The following is a 15,527-nucleotide window of genomic DNA, read 5'->3' as shown; positions in this document are numbered from 1 at the left end:
GGCGCTACGTTCGCTTGCGGCGCAAATGGACGATGACGTCGAGCCGCGCGATCTCGTGGCCGGGAAGCGCTTCGGGAATCTTGGTGAAGGCGAGGCCGTCGGCAACATCGATCAGCACGTCCTCGCCTTCGAGATAGAAGTGCGGATGCACCGACGTGTCGGTGTCGAAGAACGACTTCATCCCATCGGCGGCGATGCGGCGCAGCAGGCCAGCCTCGGTAAACTGATTCAACGTGTTGTAAACGGTCGCCAGCGACAGATACGCGCTCGCCGCCATCGCCTCCTCATAGAGGCTCTCTGCGGTGACGTGACGGTGGCCGTTCAGGAACAGTAATTGGCCGAGCGCGAGACGCTGGCGCGTCGGGCGCAGGCCGGCATTGCCGAGCAGTTGCAGGCAGTGCTGCACGCCCGCATCCGGCGGTGGCTCGAGGCCGGCGACATCAGGCCCGCTATCGTCAATCGCCGGGATATTGGTGGCCTGGATGTCCATCAATCGTCTCACGCCTCTCACGGCTCCAAGGAAACGGGACGCGGCGTGCCGGGTCCGCCAGTTGCTATTGGATCGCAAGAGCGGCGGCCTGACTTTGATCCAGATCAAATCCGGAAGCCGCTCTGACCTATCGCAAGGCGGCCCGGTCCATTCCCGGCCAAAATTGGTCGGCATCGATGAGGGTCACATGTCCAGGCCGGTTCCCGACAAAGCCGAGGTCGCGCTCGAATATCCCGATAAGTTCTATGTCGGCACTTTCGAGCATGCGTCGCGGTTCGAGGCGCGGCTCGACGGCAACGGCGTTGCGCTGGTGCTGCAGCATCCTGGCCCCGCCGACGAACGCAAATCGGTTCACCTGCACATCAATTTCGGCCTGCTCGCGGGCATCCTGCGTGAGCTCGCCGGCAGCGTCGCCTTCATACCCAAGGACGACATCGCGCATCGCGAGCAGCTCGCAGAGGCGCTCGACGAATTGCGACGGGCGCTGCGCGCCTCCTGACGGCTACTTCGTTTTCGCCGGTACCGGCTTTGGGGCCGGCACCGCCGCCCACTCCTTGTCGGCGCGCGGGCCGTTGAGGTCACCGGTCAGGCCGACAAGCTGGCCGGGCAGCACGTCGAAGGTCTGCTGCCAGGTCTGGGTCTGGCACAGGAATTTTATGAGACAGCCTTTCAGCTTCAAGCGATCGGCGGATTCGCGCCAGATCGACACCGAGTAGAACTTGCCGTCCTCGGCATTATAGATCTCGCCGGCAAACCTTCCCTCCGGCGTCGCTTGCAGACCCATGATGAGCTGGTGGCCGAGCAGCATGCGGGCGCGCTTGTCCGGATCCGGATTCTGGCTGTCGCGGTAAGGCTGGCCGCGCTTGTCGGCCGGCTCCTTCATCCAGACGATGAAGCCGCAGAGGCGGTCGCGCGACGGTCCGCAGCGCTCGAGGCGAATGCGGGCGCGGCCGTCCTCGACCAGCCAGGTGCCGCTCGGATCTGCCGGCGCGACGGCGCCGGCGCGGCCGCCGAACGCCAGCATCACGACGGTGATGGCGATGCGCAGCACGAAGCGAAGGAGAATGTTCATCAGCAGCACCTTTCGTTGAATGGATCGCGGCGTCAGTTCAGCTGCGCCATCAGCGCGTCGGCGCCCTTGTCGAGACCGGCCGTAGCGGCCGCGAGCGCGCCGGCGGTGGCCTTGATGTCGTAGGCAGCTGGATATTGCTTGGTGACGTAGGCCGAGAGCAGTCGCGAGCTCGTCGCGTCGAAGATCTCGACGCCGTAGATGACCGATCCGGTCATCGTCCCTTCGCCGTCGCGCGCGGCCTGCACGCCGTTGTAGATCGCGCCCGCCATGTCGAAGCGCGAGAGCGTGCCGAGCACCGGCGTGTTGGTCACCGCGCCGGTGAGCGTCAGCCTGATCCGCAGCGTGTTCGGTCCGCGTTCCCGCACCAGCGCGAAGCGGCCGCGCAGCCGGTCGGCGAAACAGGTTTGCATGTAGGCAGCGAGCGTCGCCTTGTCCTTGCCGGACATGTCGCCGAACTGGTGGTCCTTCCCGCGGTAGACCACGACGGGATCGAGGATCACCTTGTTATAGGCGCGCCAGTCGACCGGCGTGGAATAGCGGTAGGGCACACGGCCGGAGGCGTCCGATTTGTCCGGGGCCAGATAGGCCGAGGATGCCATCTCCGAATAGGGCACCGGAGCGACCGAGGCGCAGCCGCCCAGGCCCGCACAAAGCACCAGCGTTCCCAGACCGCGCACGGCGATCGAGCGATTCATTTCAAACTCCTCTTGGCACTGTCCAGGCGATGGCGACCGCAGCCGCGTCAGGGACCGGACGCGGCTGCGGCGCTCACCATGGCCAGCCCTCAGCTTCGTCCGGGGGCCATGTCGGAAGCCTTGGGGCTGCCTCAGTATCGGGTTTATAAAACCGACTAGGCGGTTTGTAAAGTTCAAAAGTGAAAGCCTGACGCATTTGGCCGCAGGCGCGGCTTTAGGCAGGTCTTGATGCGGTTTCGTTAACGATGAATCAGGCGCGCTTGCGCCGGGTTGCGGCCTTCGCAGCCGGTGCCGTTCCGGATTTGGCGGCGCGCGTTGCATCCGGCTGGGCAAGACCGCTCCATTGTGCGTCGTCGAGCAGGCGTGCGAACAGTCGCTGGTGCTCGCCCTTGCTGAGCGGCGACATGCCGAACAGCGAGCTCAGCAGCAGTCCCATCGCTCCGGCCCAGCGCAGCATCGCAAGATCCGGGTCCGCGGCCTCTTCCCTGATTGCCGCCATCCGCTCCATCTCGCGCTCGCGCGGCAGCGCCATCAGGCGAGGATTCTCCACCATGGCCGCAACCAGCGCCAGCGCAGCGGAATTCGGCGAGGTCGCCGCTTCGCGCAGGGTCGCGAGCTGGGCCGCCAAATTTGGATTCGCGGAGGTCTCGCTCGCCTTCGCCATATAGCGCGTCGAGAACTCCTCGAAATGCGCCATCTGCCGCTCGAGCAACGCCTTCAGCACCGCCTCCTTGGTGCGGAACTGATGCATCACGCCGCCCTTGCTGAGGCCGCTCTCGCGCGCGATTGCATCGAGCGTCAACCGCCCGGGCCCGTCGCGCGCGATGATTGCGATCGCTGCTTCGAGTGCAGCATTGCGGGACCGTTCGGAGCGCGTGGCATTGTCCATCGCGGACTTGTCTGCGTGACCGGAGAATGAATCAAGTGAAAACAGGACGCGCTGTACATTTTTTGTGCGGATAGTGTCGCGACTTTCATCTTGCGGCGCTGAACGAGACTGTGTGAGCCTCGATATCGGATGGGGACTGGGATGGGCCGGCCATAGCTTTGCACGCCATGACGTCGCGAAGCGTTTTCGGCTGGTCACGCTTGAGAAAGATACGACATGCCGAAACGAGTGTTGCTTGGTCTCCTCCTGGCTTGCGGCCTTGCGGCCCCGGCGCTGGCGCAAGAGCCGAAAACGGGAGGCATGGTCAATGCCGTGATCCAGCCCGAGCCGCCCGGCCTGATGCTGGCACTGGTGCAGAACGGCCCGACCCAGATGGTGTCGGGCAACATCTTCGAGGGGCTGCTGCGCTACAGCCCCAAGCTCGAGCCCCAGCCGGAGCTCGCCGAGAGCTGGAGCGTCAGCGAGGACGCCAAGACCTACACCTTCAAGCTCAGGAAGGGTGTGACCTGGCATGACGGCAAGCCCTTCACCGCCGCGGACGTCTTGTTCTCGATCGAGATGCTGAAGCAGACCCACGCGCGAGCACGTAACAACCTCGCGCAGGTCGACAAGGTCAAGGCGCCCGACGATTACACGGTGGTGTTCACGCTGAAGCAGCCGTTCGGCCCGTTCCTCGGCATCTTCGAGGTCGGCTCGATGCCGATGGTGCCGAAGCATCTCTATGACGGCACCGACTTCAAGACCAATCCCTACAACAACGCGCCCATCGGCACCGGCCCCTTCATGTTTAGGGAGTGGCAGAAGGGTTCGTTCATCCGCCTGGTCAAAAACCCCAATTATTACGAGAAAGGCAAGCCCTATCTCGATGAGATCTACTGGCAGATCATTCCCGACGCCGCGGCGCGATCGGTGGCGTTCGAGACCGGCAAGGTCGACGTCCTGCCCGGCGGCTCGGTCGAGAATTTCGACGTGCCGCGGCTGTCCAAGCTGAAGGACACCTGCGTCACCGGCGCCGGCTGGGAGTTCTTCTCGCCGCTGGCCTGGTTGTGGCTCAACAACCGTCAGGGTCCGCTCGCCGACAAGCGGGTGCGGCAGGCGATCATGTTCGCGATCGACCGCGATTTCGCCAAGGACGTCATCTGGAACGGGCTCGGCAAGGTCGCGACCGGCCCGTCCGCCTCGACCATCAAGTATTACACCGATGACGTGAAGAAATATCCGTACGATCCGGCCAAGGCCAAGGCGCTGCTGAAGGAGGCCGGCTACCAGGGCGAGAAGATCCGTCTGTTGCCGCTCGCCTATGGCGAAACGTGGCAGCGCTGGGGCGAAGCCGTGAAGCAGAACCTCCAGGACGTCGGCCTGAACATCGAGACCATCGCCACCGACGTTGCCGGCGGAAACCAGAAGATCGGCGACTGGGACTACGACATCGCCTTCACCTACCTCTACCAGTATGGCGATCCCGCCCTCGGCGTCGGCCGCAACTACGTCTCCAGCGCCATCGCCAAGGGCCAGGTGTTCAACAACGTCGAAGGTTATTCCAATCCGGAGATCGACAAGCTGTTCGCGGACGGCGCGGTCGCAACCCCCGACTCCAAGCGCAAGGAAATCTACGACAAGGCGCAGAAGATGCTGGTCGAGGACGTGCCGGTGGCCTGGATGCTCGAGCTGCAATTCCCGACCATCACGCGCTGCAAGGTCAAGAACCTGATCACCACGGGGATCGGGGTCAATGACGGCTTCAAGGACGCATGGCTCGACAAGTAGCCGCAAGCTCGCTGCACCTCCCCCGCTCGCGGGGGAGGTCGACGCGCTCGCAGAGCGCGGCGGGAGAGGGCTTCCTCCTCTTGGCGCCCTCTCTGCGGAAATACCCTCTCCCCTGCCCTCTCCCGCAAGCGGGAGAGGGAGCACACCGCGGTTCTGGCTGCGTTCAACCTCATCCGATCGCCATCTAATATGCTCTCCTTCATCACTCAGCGTGTCCTCAAGGGCGTGATCGTCCTGCTCGCGATCGTCGTCCTCAATTTCTTTCTGATCCGGCTTGCGCCCGGCGACCCCGCGGTCGTGATGGCGGGCGAGGCCGGCGCCAGCGACCAGGTCTTCGTCAAGCAGCTCCGTGAAAAGTTCGGTCTCGACAAGCCGCTGCCCGAACAGCTCTTCATCTACGTCAAGGGCGTGATCACCCTCGACCTCGGCTTTTCGTTCCGCCAGCAGGCGCCGGTGGCAAAGCTGATCGGCGAACGGCTGCCGGCAACGCTGCTGTTGACGCTGACCGCGTTCGCGATTTCTCTGATGCTCGGCGTGCTTTTCGGCTCCTTCGCCGCCCGCTTCGCCGGAACCTTTCTCGACACCGCCATCACCGTCTTTGCGCTGATCTTCTACGCCATGCCGATCTTCTGGGTGGCGTTGATGGGCATCCTCTTGTTTTCGGTCACCATGGATTGGCTGCCGAGCTTCGGCTACGAGACGGTCGGCGCCAACCTCACCGGCCTCGGCCACGCGGTCGACGTCGCAAAGCACCTGATCATGCCGGCGATGACGCTCGGCCTGTTCTTCATGGCGACGTACACCCGCATGACGCGTGCTTCGATGTTGGAGGTCAAGCGGCTCGACTTCGTCAAGACCGCGCGGGCCAAGGGCCTTTCGGACGCCGTGATCCAGCGCCGCCACGTGCTGCGCAACGCGCTGCTGCCGGTCGTGACGCTCGCCGGCGTGCATTCCGGCACGCTGATCGGGGGCGCCGTCATCACCGAGACCGTGTTCGCCTGGCCCGGCATCGGGCGCCTGATGTACGACGCCCTGCTCCAGCGCGACTACAATCTGCTGCTCGGCGTGTTCGTGATCTGCTCCGCCATGGTGCTGATCTTCAACCTCATCACCGACCTCGTCTATCGCCTGGTCGATCCGCGCATCGAATTCGCTTCATGAAACAGTTCTGGAAATCGATGCTCGGAAGTCCGAGCGGAATCATCGGGCTCGTCATCCTCCTGCTCGCGGTCGCCGTCGCATTGTTCGGACCGATGCTGTTTCCGAACTCGCCCTGGCGCATGGTGCAGCGGCCGTTCCTGCCGCCCTTCACGCTCGGGACCGTGCCGCTCGGCACCGACGCGCTCGGCCGCGACGTATTTGCCGGTATGATTTTTGGCGCACGTGTCTCGCTATTGGTCGGTCTCGTCTCGACACTGGTCGCGCTGGTCGTCGGCATTCCCATTGGCGCGATGGCCGGCTATTTCGGCGGCAGGGTCGACGATGCCCTGATGCGTTTCACCGAGTTCTTCCAGACCATCCCGAGCTTCGCGCTCGCGATCGTGCTGGTCGCGATCCTGCAGCCTTCGATCTATTCGATCGTGACGTCGATCGCGCTGGTGAGCTGGCCGCCGGTCGCCCGCCTCGTGCGCGGCGAGGTGCTGTCGCTGCGCACGCGCGAATATGTCCAGGCTGCGATCGTCACCGGGCAGTCGCACAGCTGGATCATCCTGCGCGAGATCCTGCCCAACGCGCTATCGCCGGTGATCGTGCTGGCCTCGCTGATGGTGGCGACCGCCATCCTCCTGGAATCCTCGCTGTCCTTCCTCGGCCTCGGCGATCCCAATCTGATCTCCTGGGGTTACATGGTCGGCGCCGGCCGCACCGTGATCCGCCAGGCCTGGTGGATCACCGTGTTTCCCGGGATCGCCATCCTGATCTCCGTGCTCGGATTGAACCTGATCGGCGAAGGCCTCAACGACGCGCTCAATCCGCGCCTGTCGCGGGAGGGACGTTGATGATCACCGCCCCGGCCGCCGTCTCGATCAAGGACCTCAAGATCGCGCTGCCCAAGGGCGCCGAGCGGCCATTCGCGGTCGACGGCGTCTCGCTGGACTTGCGCCCCGGCAAGATCGTTTGCGTTGTCGGCGAGTCCGGCTCCGGCAAGTCGATGTGCGCGCATGCGCTGATGGGCTTGTTGCCTGATACGGTGTCTATCGCCTCCGGCGAGATCCAGTTCGAAGGCGGCGATCTGCTCAAGCTCGATGACGCCGGCTGGCGCGATCTGCGCGGCCGGCGGCTGGCGATGATCTTTCAGGAGCCGATGACCGCGCTCAATCCGTTGATGCGGATCGGCGACCAGATGGCGGAGATGTTCGAGGCGCACGGCCTGCTGACGCCGAAGGAGCGGCGCGCGAAGGCGTTGTCGCTGGCGCGCGAGGTCGGCCTGCCCGATCCTGAAAGGATCGTGCGCGCCTATCCGCACCAGCTCTCCGGCGGCCAGCGCCAGCGCGCCATGATCGCGATGGCGCTCGCGCTCGAGCCCGCGGTGCTGGTGGCGGACGAGCCGACCACCGCCCTCGACGTCACCACCCAGGCGCAGATCCTCAAGCTGATCCGCAACCTCCAGCAGAGCCGCAACATGGCGGTGATGTTCATAACCCACGATTTCGGCGTGGTCGCTGACATCGCCGACCAGGTCGTGGTGCTCCGCCACGGCAAGGTGGTGGAGGAAGGCCCGGCCGCGACCGTCTTCAACGAGCCGCAGCACGACTACACCAAGGCGCTGCTCGCCGCCGTCCCCTCGATGGATCCGCCGGCGCGAAAGCCCCTCGACGATCAGGCCAGGGCGGTCGAGGTGATCGGGCTGGACAAGACCTATGTGACATCAGGCGGCTGGTTTCGCGAGGACCGCCGCGTCGATGCCGCGCGCGCAGTCAATTTTTGCATGCTCAAGGGCGAGACGCTCGGCCTCGTCGGCGAATCCGGGTCCGGAAAATCGTCGGTGGCACGCCTGGTGATGCGGCTGATCGAGGCCGACCGCGGCACGGTACGGATCGGCGAGACCGATCTCACCTCACTCTCTGGCAAGGCGCTGCGCGCCGAACGTCATCGCATCCAGATGATCTTCCAGGATCCGTTCGCCTCGCTCAATCCGCGCCGCAAGATCGGGCATATCATCGCCGCCGGCCCGATCGCGGCCGGTATCGATCCGAAAGTCGCGTTCGGTCGTGCCCGCGATCTGCTCAAATTGGTCGGCCTCGATGCCGGTGCACTCGAACGTTATCCGCACGAGTTCTCCGGCGGCCAGCGCCAACGGATCGGCATTGCGCGCGCGCTGGCGCTCGAGCCGGAGATCGTCGTCGCGGATGAAGCCGTCTCCGCACTCGACGTCTCCGTGCAGGCGCAAGTCTTGAGGCTGCTCGAAGACCTCAAGGCACGCCTCGGCCTCTCGATGCTGTTCATCACCCACGACTTGCGCGTCGCGGCCCAAATCTGCGACCGGATCGCGGTGATGCAGCGCGGCGTCATCGTCGAGCTGAAGCCGACGGCACAGCTCTTCGCCGCGCCGGAGCATGCCTATACACGCGAGCTGCTGGCGGCGGTGCCGGGACGGAAAGAGCGCGCTGCCGCGACGTGAAACGTTGCCTGCATCGGATCACCAAACCTCGGGATGGTTCCAAAAACTTGCAGGCCCTCGAAGGTGAAACATATTCGATCCAGCGGCATTTGCTTTCCGAAATGATCCTTGCTGATAAGGCAAGGAGCGAAGCTGAAACCAGCATTCGCTCGCATGGCTGCAAAGAGCCTTGCAGCGAATATGCGTTGGTGAGCGGCTTCTCGACCCAGCACATGAGCGGTGCTGGATGTGTCGAGATGCCCGGGTGCGTTCACGCGTTTTTTATTCCGTCGTGATCGGCCGCGCCGCTTCAACGGCGAAGCCGGCACCATACATCGCGATGGAATGATCGACGTCATCTGATGACGGATGCCAATTGATACGGAGCCAGCATGGGCGAAATTATTCGATTTGTCTCGAAGTCCGAGCGCGAGCGGATGCGTCTCATCCAGGAGGCGCGCGCCATCTACGACAGCATCTTCCCTTCGGCTGATCCGGCCGGCGAAGGTCAGGATAAGACGCCGCTTGGCCGGGCCTTCGTCGGCGACGGGAGCAGCCGGTCGTGATCAAGATCATCGCGGTGCTCTGCAGTCTCGCCTCTCCGACCAATTGTCACGAGCAGCTCGTCACCTCCTCGGATTTCGCCGAGGTCTCGGTGCAGTCGTGCCTGATGGGCGCGCCGCAGCTCGCCGACTGGATGAACCAGCATCCGGCCGAGCGACTGGCAGCATGGCGCTGCGTGATCGGTCAACAGATCCGCCAGGGCATTTAGCTGTTTGCGCTTTACCGGCACACGCTGATCGGCTTTGCTCTACCGGGTGGTGTTGCTCCAGGTCGGAACGGAATTGGTCACGCCGACCGACGGCCAATTGTACGATCCGATCGACGGCGCCGTGACCGTGCCGACCGACTGTCCGGACGATCCGTAGGACGCCCTCGGCTGCGCCGCCGGCGACGCGGCGCCGCCGTAAGTCGGGGCCACCACGCCAGCGCCGTAATGTCTGCTCGCGCGCTGCTTCTTCGCCTCAGCCGCGAACGGCACAAGGAGAAGTCCGGCAGCGATGAAGGCGGCAATGGCGAATTTGATGCCGGTGAATTTGATGCCGGTCATGGCTGATCCCTCCGAAGCTGGCGCCCTTGTCACCATGTGTTCATTCAGCGGACGATTTCCATAGGCACCCGTTCATAACTCCGTGCGCGGGAGGAAGGTGCCCGAGAGCGGACGGCCCGCCTTCGGATGGACCCGAATCAGCGCTAGTGCATTGACCTCACCGACTTCGCGCATTGAGGCGACATGACCGGCCCTGAACTGAAGCAACTCCGCGCCGACCTCTCAGATGCCCTCGAGCGAAAACTCACAGCGGCCGACATGGCAAAGCTCTGCGGATTGCCGGAGAAAGGCGGCAGCGACACCATTCGGCGTTGGGAGGTGAGCGGCCCGACGCCCTCGGCGACCAAGGTGCTGCGCGTGCTCGCGATGGCGAGCGAGCGTTATCCGATCCTGGAGAAGTTCGACATCTTCGATCGCCATGACGTGCGCGAGGAAGACCGCCCCGCAAAGCGCGCGGCGTTCCGCGAGCAGATGCGGGATGAGGCGCGCCGACGTCTTGGTTAACGAAGTGCGCACAGAGGTTACCGCAAGGCTACGAAATTAAGCCTTCCTTCAGCATTTCTTAAGCCGGCATTAAGCACGAAAACTGATTGCAGCCCAATAAGTTAGGTTGGCTGCCGTTGTGCCATGCATGTGACAGCATTTTCGTCAAAAGCGAGCTATCTGCAAAACCAACGCGGCGCGAAAGAGCGCGCCTGCCGGGGACCTTCAAGTGTTGGAGTTTGGACTATGAAGAAGATTCTGTTTGCGACCGTGGCGCTGCTCGCGATGGGCGCGGCTGCGCCGGCCGTCGGCGCCGATCTCGGCAACCGCAACTATTACAAGGCGCCCGCGCCGGCCTATGCCGCGCCGATCTACAACTGGACGGGTTTCTATGTCGGTGGCCATGTCGGCGGCGCGTTCTCCAGCGACAACAATTTCAACGGCCTCTCCACCGGCAACAACGGCAACGGCCGTTTCCTCGGCGGCGTGCAGGTCGGTGCGGACTGGCAGTTCAACCCGAACTTCGTGGTCGGCGTCGAGGGCCAGTATTCCTGGCTCTCCGGCAGCGTCGGTGCGGTGTTTCCGGGCAGCGTCGCCTACACCAACGACCAGCGCGGCCTCGGCTCGATCACCGGCCGCGTCGGCTACACCTGGGGCCCCGGGCTCCTCTATGTGAAGGGCGGCTACGCCTACTCGGACAACAACGAGAAGGTGACGGTCGCCGGCGTGCCGACCGGCTTCGTCATCGATGGCGATCACCGCAACGGCTACACCGTCGGCGTCGGCCTCGAATACATGTTCGCCCCGAACTGGTCGGCCAAGGCCGAGTACCAGTACTACAATTTCGGTGACGCGCATTTCACCGCGCCGGCCGCGCTGGTGCCCGCCGGCAACTTCACCACCGACGACCACACCATCAAGGCGGGCGTCAACTACCGCTTCAACTGGGCCAGCCCGGCCGTGGCGCGCTACTGATCGGTTACCGCAACTTTACCATGACAGAGGGCCGGCGATTTCGCCGGCCCTCTTTTTTCGTCCTGCGGAACGCACGCAACCGTTTGCGGATATTGCGATTTTTTTAACCGGCGGTGCGGATACTGCCGGCCACAAACAGAAGCAAGAACGTTGGGGGAATTTCGATGGCGATCCGTCTGGGCGTTGGCCGTTTGCTTGGTCGATTCACGCCGCGATTCAAAATGCCGACATGGGGCGTGCGGGGCAGCCTGTTTGCGGCGTTCGCGGTGATCGCAGGCATGGGCCTCGTGATTGCAGCCGGCGCCGGCCTGGCGCTGCAGAATCTCGGCGGACGCATGACCGAATTGAGCGGACGGGACATTCCGCGCCTTGCCGCCAGCCTGCAATTGTCGGCGCTGAGCGCGAGCCTTGCGGCACAGGGACCGGCGTTGCTTGCGGCGCAAAGCGAGGACGCCCTCAACGAGCGCACCAAGAAGCTCAAGGAATTGCAGGAGCAGACGCAGCAAAAGCTCACCGAGATCATCCAGCTCGGCGGCGACAAGTCCGTCGTCTCCGGACTCGGCGAGACGATGAAGAGCATCAACGAGGCGGCGCAGAGCCTGGCCAAGGCCGCCCGCGAACGGCTGGATATCGCCGCCCTCCACGACAAGCAATATGACGCGCTGCGCAACGCGCAGAGCGCCTTCGTCGGCGCGGCCAGCCCGGCGATGCTCGACGCGCAGACCCGGGTCAACGCCATCCTCGGCTCGGCCGACCTGTCCGCCGCAGATGCCAGCGACGCCGCGCAGACCGTCGGTCAGCTCGGCAACGTCGTCGCCAGCGGCAATCTCGCGGCTGCCGACATGAGCGCGGCGCTGTCGGCCAACACCAGCGACAAGCTCGACGACATCCAGAAGGAATTCAAGACGGCTCAGGGCCGCCTGCGATCCAACCTCGATCTGTTGCCCGACAACCAGGGCAACAAGATGCTGCGCGACACCGCGGAGAAATTGCTGGCGCTCGGCACCGGCAAGGCCGGCGTGTTCAATCTGCGTGAGAAGGAGCTCGACTCCGTCGACTACGGCCAGACCATCCTGGACGAGACCCGCAAGCTCAATGTCGGCCTCGGCATCAGCGTGCAGCAGCTCGTCGACGGCGTGCAGAAGGAGACCCATGCCTCGACCTCCCAGGCGCAGCAGGAAACCTCGCTTGCGACGACCGTGATGCTGGCCCTCGGAGCCTTGATGCTGGTCGGCTCGGCGCTGTTCGTCTGGCTCTATGTCGGCCGCAACATTCTGCGCCGCATCCGTGAGCTTCAGCGCGCCATGCAGCTGCTGTCGGCCGGCGACCTCGACACCGAGATCGTCCGCTCGCGGCAGAACGACGAGATCGGCGTGATGAAGGAAACGCTGACCGTGTTCCGCGACAGCATGATCGAAGCCCGGGCGCTCGCCAGCGAGCAGGACAAGGACCGCATCGCCAAGGCCGAGCGGGCCGCGCGCATGGAGGCGAAGATCGCGGAATTCGAGAACACGGTGCGCTCCGCGCTCGACAATCTGGCGCAGTCGGCCAATTCGATGCAATCGACCGCGCAGAGCATGTCCACCACCGCCGACCAGTCCAACGCGCTGGTCAACGCGGTCGCCTCCGCCGCCGAGGAGACCTCGGTCAACGTGCAGACCGTGTCGTCCGGCACCGAGCAGCTGTCGTCCTCGATCGAGGAGATCAGCAGGCAGGTCGTGACCTCGGCCGCGATCGCCAAGAAGGCGGTCGACGAAGCCGGCGCGACCGACGCCACGGTGCAGAGCCTCGCCGACAGCGCGAGCCGCATCAGCGTCGTGGTCGATTTGATCCAGACCATCGCCTCGCAGACCAATCTGCTCGCGCTCAACGCCACCATCGAGGCGGCGCGCGCGGGCGAGGCCGGCCGCGGCTTCGCCGTGGTTGCCTCCGAGGTGAAGAGCCTCGCGAGCCAGACCGCCAAGGCGACGGAGGAAATCCGCACCCAGATCGCCAGCATGCAGGACATCACGACATCGGCGGTCGGCGCCATCCAGGGCATCGGCCGGATCATCGGCGAGATCAACGACGTGACCACGACGATCGCGGCCGCCGTCGAGGAGCAAGGCGCGGCCACCCGCGAGATCGCCCGCAACATCCAGCATGCGGCCGGCGGCACCAGCGAGGTCTCCAGCAACATCGTCGGCGTCTCCACCGCCTCCGCCGAAGCCGGCGTCGCGGCGAGCGAGGTGCTGGGCGCCTCCGACGCGCTGCGGCGCGAAGCCGACATGCTGCGCGGAGAGATCGACGCCTTCCTCAACAATATGCGGGCGGCGTAAGGACGCCAGCGGCATCGGCACTGCGCTTCCTCTCCCGCGTGCGGGAGAGGGTTGGGGTGAGGGTGTCTCCGCAATGGGATAGTCGCGACGTGTCGAGAATATCCCCGTGGGCAGAGAGCCCCACCCGGCGCTCGGGACGATGCTTCGCATCGCCCGGGACGCGCCGACCTTCCCCGCAAGCGGGAGAGGTGATCAAGTTCGGAGCACGAGCGTCCCACATCGCGGAAAAACCTTCCCCGGTATGACGGCCATGCGAGGGCCGCCAAGCGCCCTTTTTCGGCTGGCGCCCCGCGCGCGCTGGGTTTAAGCGGGTAGCATGAACGCAAAAACCGACACCGCACAATCCTCGGCCGAGGCCCTGCGCTATCCCTGGGACCAGCATCCCGGCCACGATCAAATCGTCGAGGTCAGGCCCGGCGTGTTGTGGGCGCGGCTGAAGCTGCCGTTCCGCCTCAACCACGTGAACATCTACCTGCTCGCCGACGGCGACGGCTATGCGATGGTGGATACCGGCTTCGGCAACGAGGAGACGATCGAGGCCTGGACGAAGCTGTTCGACGGACCGCTGAAGGGCGTCACCATCACGCGCCTGATCGTCACCCACTCCCACCCCGACCATGTCGGACTTGCCGGCTGGGTCGTCGAGCGGTTCAACTGCCCTCTGGTGATGTCGCAGGTCGAGTATCTGCAATCGGTCTATCACCAGAACCGCGGCACCGCGGAGCGGCAGGAAGCGCAGCGGCTGTTCTTCCGCCGCCACGGCATGGACGAGTCGCTCACCGAAAAGCTGCTGGGCCGCGGCCAGGATTATCTCAAGCGCGTCTCGGTGCTGCCGCCCTCCTACCGCCGCATCTCCCATGGCGAGGACGTCGTGATCGGCACGCGCCGCTTCAAGGTGATCACCGGCGGCGGCCACGCGCTCGACCAGGTGATGCTGTATTGCGCCGACGACAAGCTGTTCCTTTCCGCCGACCAGGTGCTGAGCAAGATCTCGCCCAATGTCAGCGTCTGGGCGGTCGAGCCCGACCAGAACTCGCTCGGCGAATATCTGGCCTCGCTCGCCAGCCTCACCACGACCCTGCCCTATGACGTGCTGGTGCTGCCCGGCCACGGCGTACCGTTCTACGGACTGAAGACCCGCATCAAGCAGCTCGCCGACCACCATGAGGAGCGCTGCCGTCTGATCGCGGAAGCCTGCCGCGAGGTGCCGCAGACCTCGCGCGCTTTGGTGCCCGTGGTGTTCAACAAGCACGTGCTCGACGAGCACCAGATGGGCTTCGCCGCCGGCGAGTTGGTCGCTCACGTCAACTACATGATCGTCGAAGGCCGGCTGACCGCGGAGACGAAGGACGGCGTGCTGCAATTCCGGACGACGTAATGTATTCGCCTCTCCCCGCAAGCGGGGCGAGGGAGCAGATCTCACTTCATGTTCGCGATCGCGTGCAGCGCCGCGATGTAGCCGAATGGTCCGAGGCCACAGATCACCCCGGTCGCCACGAACGAGATCTTGGAGTGGCGGTGATATTCGTCGCGGGCGTGGATGTTGGAGATGTGGACTTCCAGCACCGGGCCTTCGAACGTCTTGATTGCGTCCATGATCGCGACCGAGGTGAAGGAGAAGCCGGCCGGATTGATGATGATGGCGTCGGCATCCTGCCTTGCCGACTGGATCAGGTCGACGAGCACGCCTTCATGGTTGGACTGGTGGAAGGCGAGCTTGAGCCCGAGCTTGGCCGCCGCCTCCTCGCAGCTCGCGTTGACCTCCGCGAGCGTCGTCGTGCCATAGATATGCGGCTCGCGGATGCCGAGCATATTGAGGTTGGGACCGTTGAGGATCATGACACGTTTCATCAGGGGTCCTTTCGCATGAGCTTGCCGGGCGCCGATCCGCGCCCATCGGCGCGACCGGCCCAGCCATCATGAACGCAGCGCGCCCCATGGACAAAATGTCCAAGCCAGCTGCAGCGGTCTCCGGCTTCCCCGGGCGCGCCGGCGGGCAAGTGGTAGGCGTTTGATCCACATCAACTATCGCCCGCGAGACGCCGCTATCAACATACCCGCGCGGCTCGCCACAAATGTGTGCTGGCGCATAGACATTGGAGCTGGAAAAGCTCTAAAAACGAGTGGCC

18 protein-coding genes are annotated in these 15,527 nt (G+C 64.5%); 12 read left to right on the top strand and 6 right to left on the bottom strand.

Features of this window, described 5'->3' with window-relative positions; translation table 11 throughout:
- Positions 1 to 4: 4 nt before the first annotated feature.
- On the bottom strand, positions 5 to 490 hold the full coding sequence (gene irr, locus UNPA324_RS26155; protein WP_141936661.1) for a Fur family transcriptional regulator Irr: 486 nt from the start codon (positions 488 to 490) through the stop codon (positions 5 to 7).
- A gap of 187 nt (positions 491 to 677) precedes the next feature.
- Here irr and UNPA324_RS26150 point away from each other — a divergent pair, with 187 nt between their 5' ends.
- On the top strand, positions 678 to 989 hold the full coding sequence (locus tag UNPA324_RS26150) for a hypothetical protein (protein WP_128920378.1): 312 nt from the start codon (positions 678 to 680) through the stop codon (positions 987 to 989).
- 3 nt (positions 990 to 992) lie between these two features.
- Here UNPA324_RS26150 and UNPA324_RS26145 read toward each other — a convergent pair whose 3' ends face one another.
- The 3 genes from UNPA324_RS26145 to UNPA324_RS26135 form a co-directional block, all read right to left on the bottom strand.
- Positions 993 to 1,562, bottom strand: a complete 570-nt coding sequence (locus UNPA324_RS26145; protein ID WP_141936659.1) for a DUF2147 domain-containing protein — start codon at positions 1,560 to 1,562, stop codon at positions 993 to 995.
- 32 nt (positions 1,563 to 1,594) lie between these two features.
- Complete coding sequence (locus UNPA324_RS26140; RefSeq protein ID WP_141936658.1) at positions 1,595 to 2,257, bottom strand: DUF3313 domain-containing protein; 663 nt, start codon at positions 2,255 to 2,257, stop codon at positions 1,595 to 1,597.
- Positions 2,258 to 2,507: 250 nt separating this feature from the next.
- Positions 2,508 to 3,146, bottom strand: a complete 639-nt coding sequence (locus UNPA324_RS26135) for a TetR/AcrR family transcriptional regulator (RefSeq protein WP_128920375.1) — start codon at positions 3,144 to 3,146, stop codon at positions 2,508 to 2,510.
- 216 nt (positions 3,147 to 3,362) lie between these two features.
- On the opposite strand from UNPA324_RS26135, the gene UNPA324_RS26130 reads away from it, so the two are divergent.
- The 7 genes from UNPA324_RS26130 to UNPA324_RS26105 all read left to right on the top strand — a co-directional run bounded on the left by UNPA324_RS26130 (position 3,363) and on the right by UNPA324_RS26105 (position 9,283).
- Positions 3,363 to 4,913, top strand: a complete 1,551-nt coding sequence (locus tag UNPA324_RS26130) for an ABC transporter substrate-binding protein (protein ID WP_141936656.1) — start codon at positions 3,363 to 3,365, stop codon at positions 4,911 to 4,913.
- A 189-nt stretch (positions 4,914 to 5,102) separates the two neighbouring features.
- Positions 5,103 to 6,074 carry an ABC transporter permease gene (locus tag UNPA324_RS26125; protein ID WP_141936654.1) on the top strand — a complete coding sequence of 324 codons (972 nt, stop codon included), beginning with the start codon at positions 5,103 to 5,105 and terminating at the stop codon, positions 6,072 to 6,074.
- A complete protein-coding gene (locus UNPA324_RS26120) occupies positions 6,071 to 6,910 on the top strand; it encodes an ABC transporter permease (protein ID WP_128920372.1) in 840 nt (279 codons plus the stop codon). The genes UNPA324_RS26125 and UNPA324_RS26120 overlap by 4 nt, the downstream gene beginning before the upstream one ends.
- 2 nt (positions 6,911 to 6,912) lie before the next feature.
- Positions 6,913 to 8,532, top strand: a complete 1,620-nt coding sequence (locus UNPA324_RS26115) for an ABC transporter ATP-binding protein (RefSeq protein WP_181769680.1) — start codon at positions 6,913 to 6,915, stop codon at positions 8,530 to 8,532.
- Between the two features lie 47 nt (positions 8,533 to 8,579).
- The gene (locus UNPA324_RS26110; protein WP_128920370.1) at positions 8,580 to 8,807 is read left to right on the top strand and encodes a hypothetical protein; all 228 of its coding nucleotides are present in this window, start codon (positions 8,580 to 8,582) and stop codon (positions 8,805 to 8,807) included.
- Positions 8,808 to 8,903: 96 nt separating this feature from the next.
- Complete coding sequence (locus UNPA324_RS35325; RefSeq protein WP_164936385.1) at positions 8,904 to 9,077, top strand: hypothetical protein; 174 nt, start codon at positions 8,904 to 8,906, stop codon at positions 9,075 to 9,077.
- Positions 9,074 to 9,283, top strand: a complete 210-nt coding sequence (locus UNPA324_RS26105) for a hypothetical protein (protein ID WP_128920369.1) — start codon at positions 9,074 to 9,076, stop codon at positions 9,281 to 9,283. Before UNPA324_RS35325 ends, UNPA324_RS26105 begins: the two co-directional genes overlap by 4 nt.
- 39 nt (positions 9,284 to 9,322) lie before the next feature.
- Here the strand turns inward: UNPA324_RS26105 and UNPA324_RS26100 are convergent, their stop codons facing one another.
- A complete protein-coding gene (locus UNPA324_RS26100; protein WP_141936650.1) occupies positions 9,323 to 9,622 on the bottom strand; it encodes a hypothetical protein in 300 nt (99 codons plus the stop codon).
- A 183-nt stretch (positions 9,623 to 9,805) separates the two neighbouring features.
- Here UNPA324_RS26100 and UNPA324_RS26095 point away from each other — a divergent pair, with 183 nt between their 5' ends.
- From UNPA324_RS26095 to UNPA324_RS26080, 4 genes are all read left to right on the top strand, one after another.
- On the top strand, positions 9,806 to 10,126 hold the full coding sequence (locus UNPA324_RS26095; RefSeq protein WP_128920367.1) for a hypothetical protein: 321 nt from the start codon (positions 9,806 to 9,808) through the stop codon (positions 10,124 to 10,126).
- Positions 10,127 to 10,351: 225 nt separating this feature from the next.
- Complete coding sequence (locus UNPA324_RS26090; RefSeq protein WP_128920366.1) at positions 10,352 to 11,080, top strand: outer membrane protein; 729 nt, start codon at positions 10,352 to 10,354, stop codon at positions 11,078 to 11,080.
- Between the two features lie 164 nt (positions 11,081 to 11,244).
- Complete coding sequence (locus UNPA324_RS26085; RefSeq protein WP_141936648.1) at positions 11,245 to 13,398, top strand: methyl-accepting chemotaxis protein; 2,154 nt, start codon at positions 11,245 to 11,247, stop codon at positions 13,396 to 13,398.
- A gap of 316 nt (positions 13,399 to 13,714) precedes the next feature.
- Positions 13,715 to 14,776 (top strand): MBL fold metallo-hydrolase, encoded by a 1,062-nt coding sequence (locus UNPA324_RS26080; RefSeq protein WP_128920364.1) that lies wholly within the window; start codon positions 13,715 to 13,717, stop codon positions 14,774 to 14,776.
- Between the two features lie 41 nt (positions 14,777 to 14,817).
- Here the strand turns inward: UNPA324_RS26080 and aroQ are convergent, their stop codons facing one another.
- The gene (gene aroQ / locus UNPA324_RS26075) at positions 14,818 to 15,249 is read right to left on the bottom strand and encodes a type II 3-dehydroquinate dehydratase (protein ID WP_141936646.1); all 432 of its coding nucleotides are present in this window, start codon (positions 15,247 to 15,249) and stop codon (positions 14,818 to 14,820) included.
- Positions 15,250 to 15,527: the final 278 nt, after the last annotated feature.

The organism is Bradyrhizobium sp. UNPA324, assembly GCF_006658635.1.
GTDB classification, from domain to species: Bacteria; Pseudomonadota; Alphaproteobacteria; order Rhizobiales; family Xanthobacteraceae; genus Bradyrhizobium; species Bradyrhizobium nanningense.
Note: the sequence above shows the minus strand (reverse complement) of the source record. Positions and strands in the feature narration are given on the sequence as shown.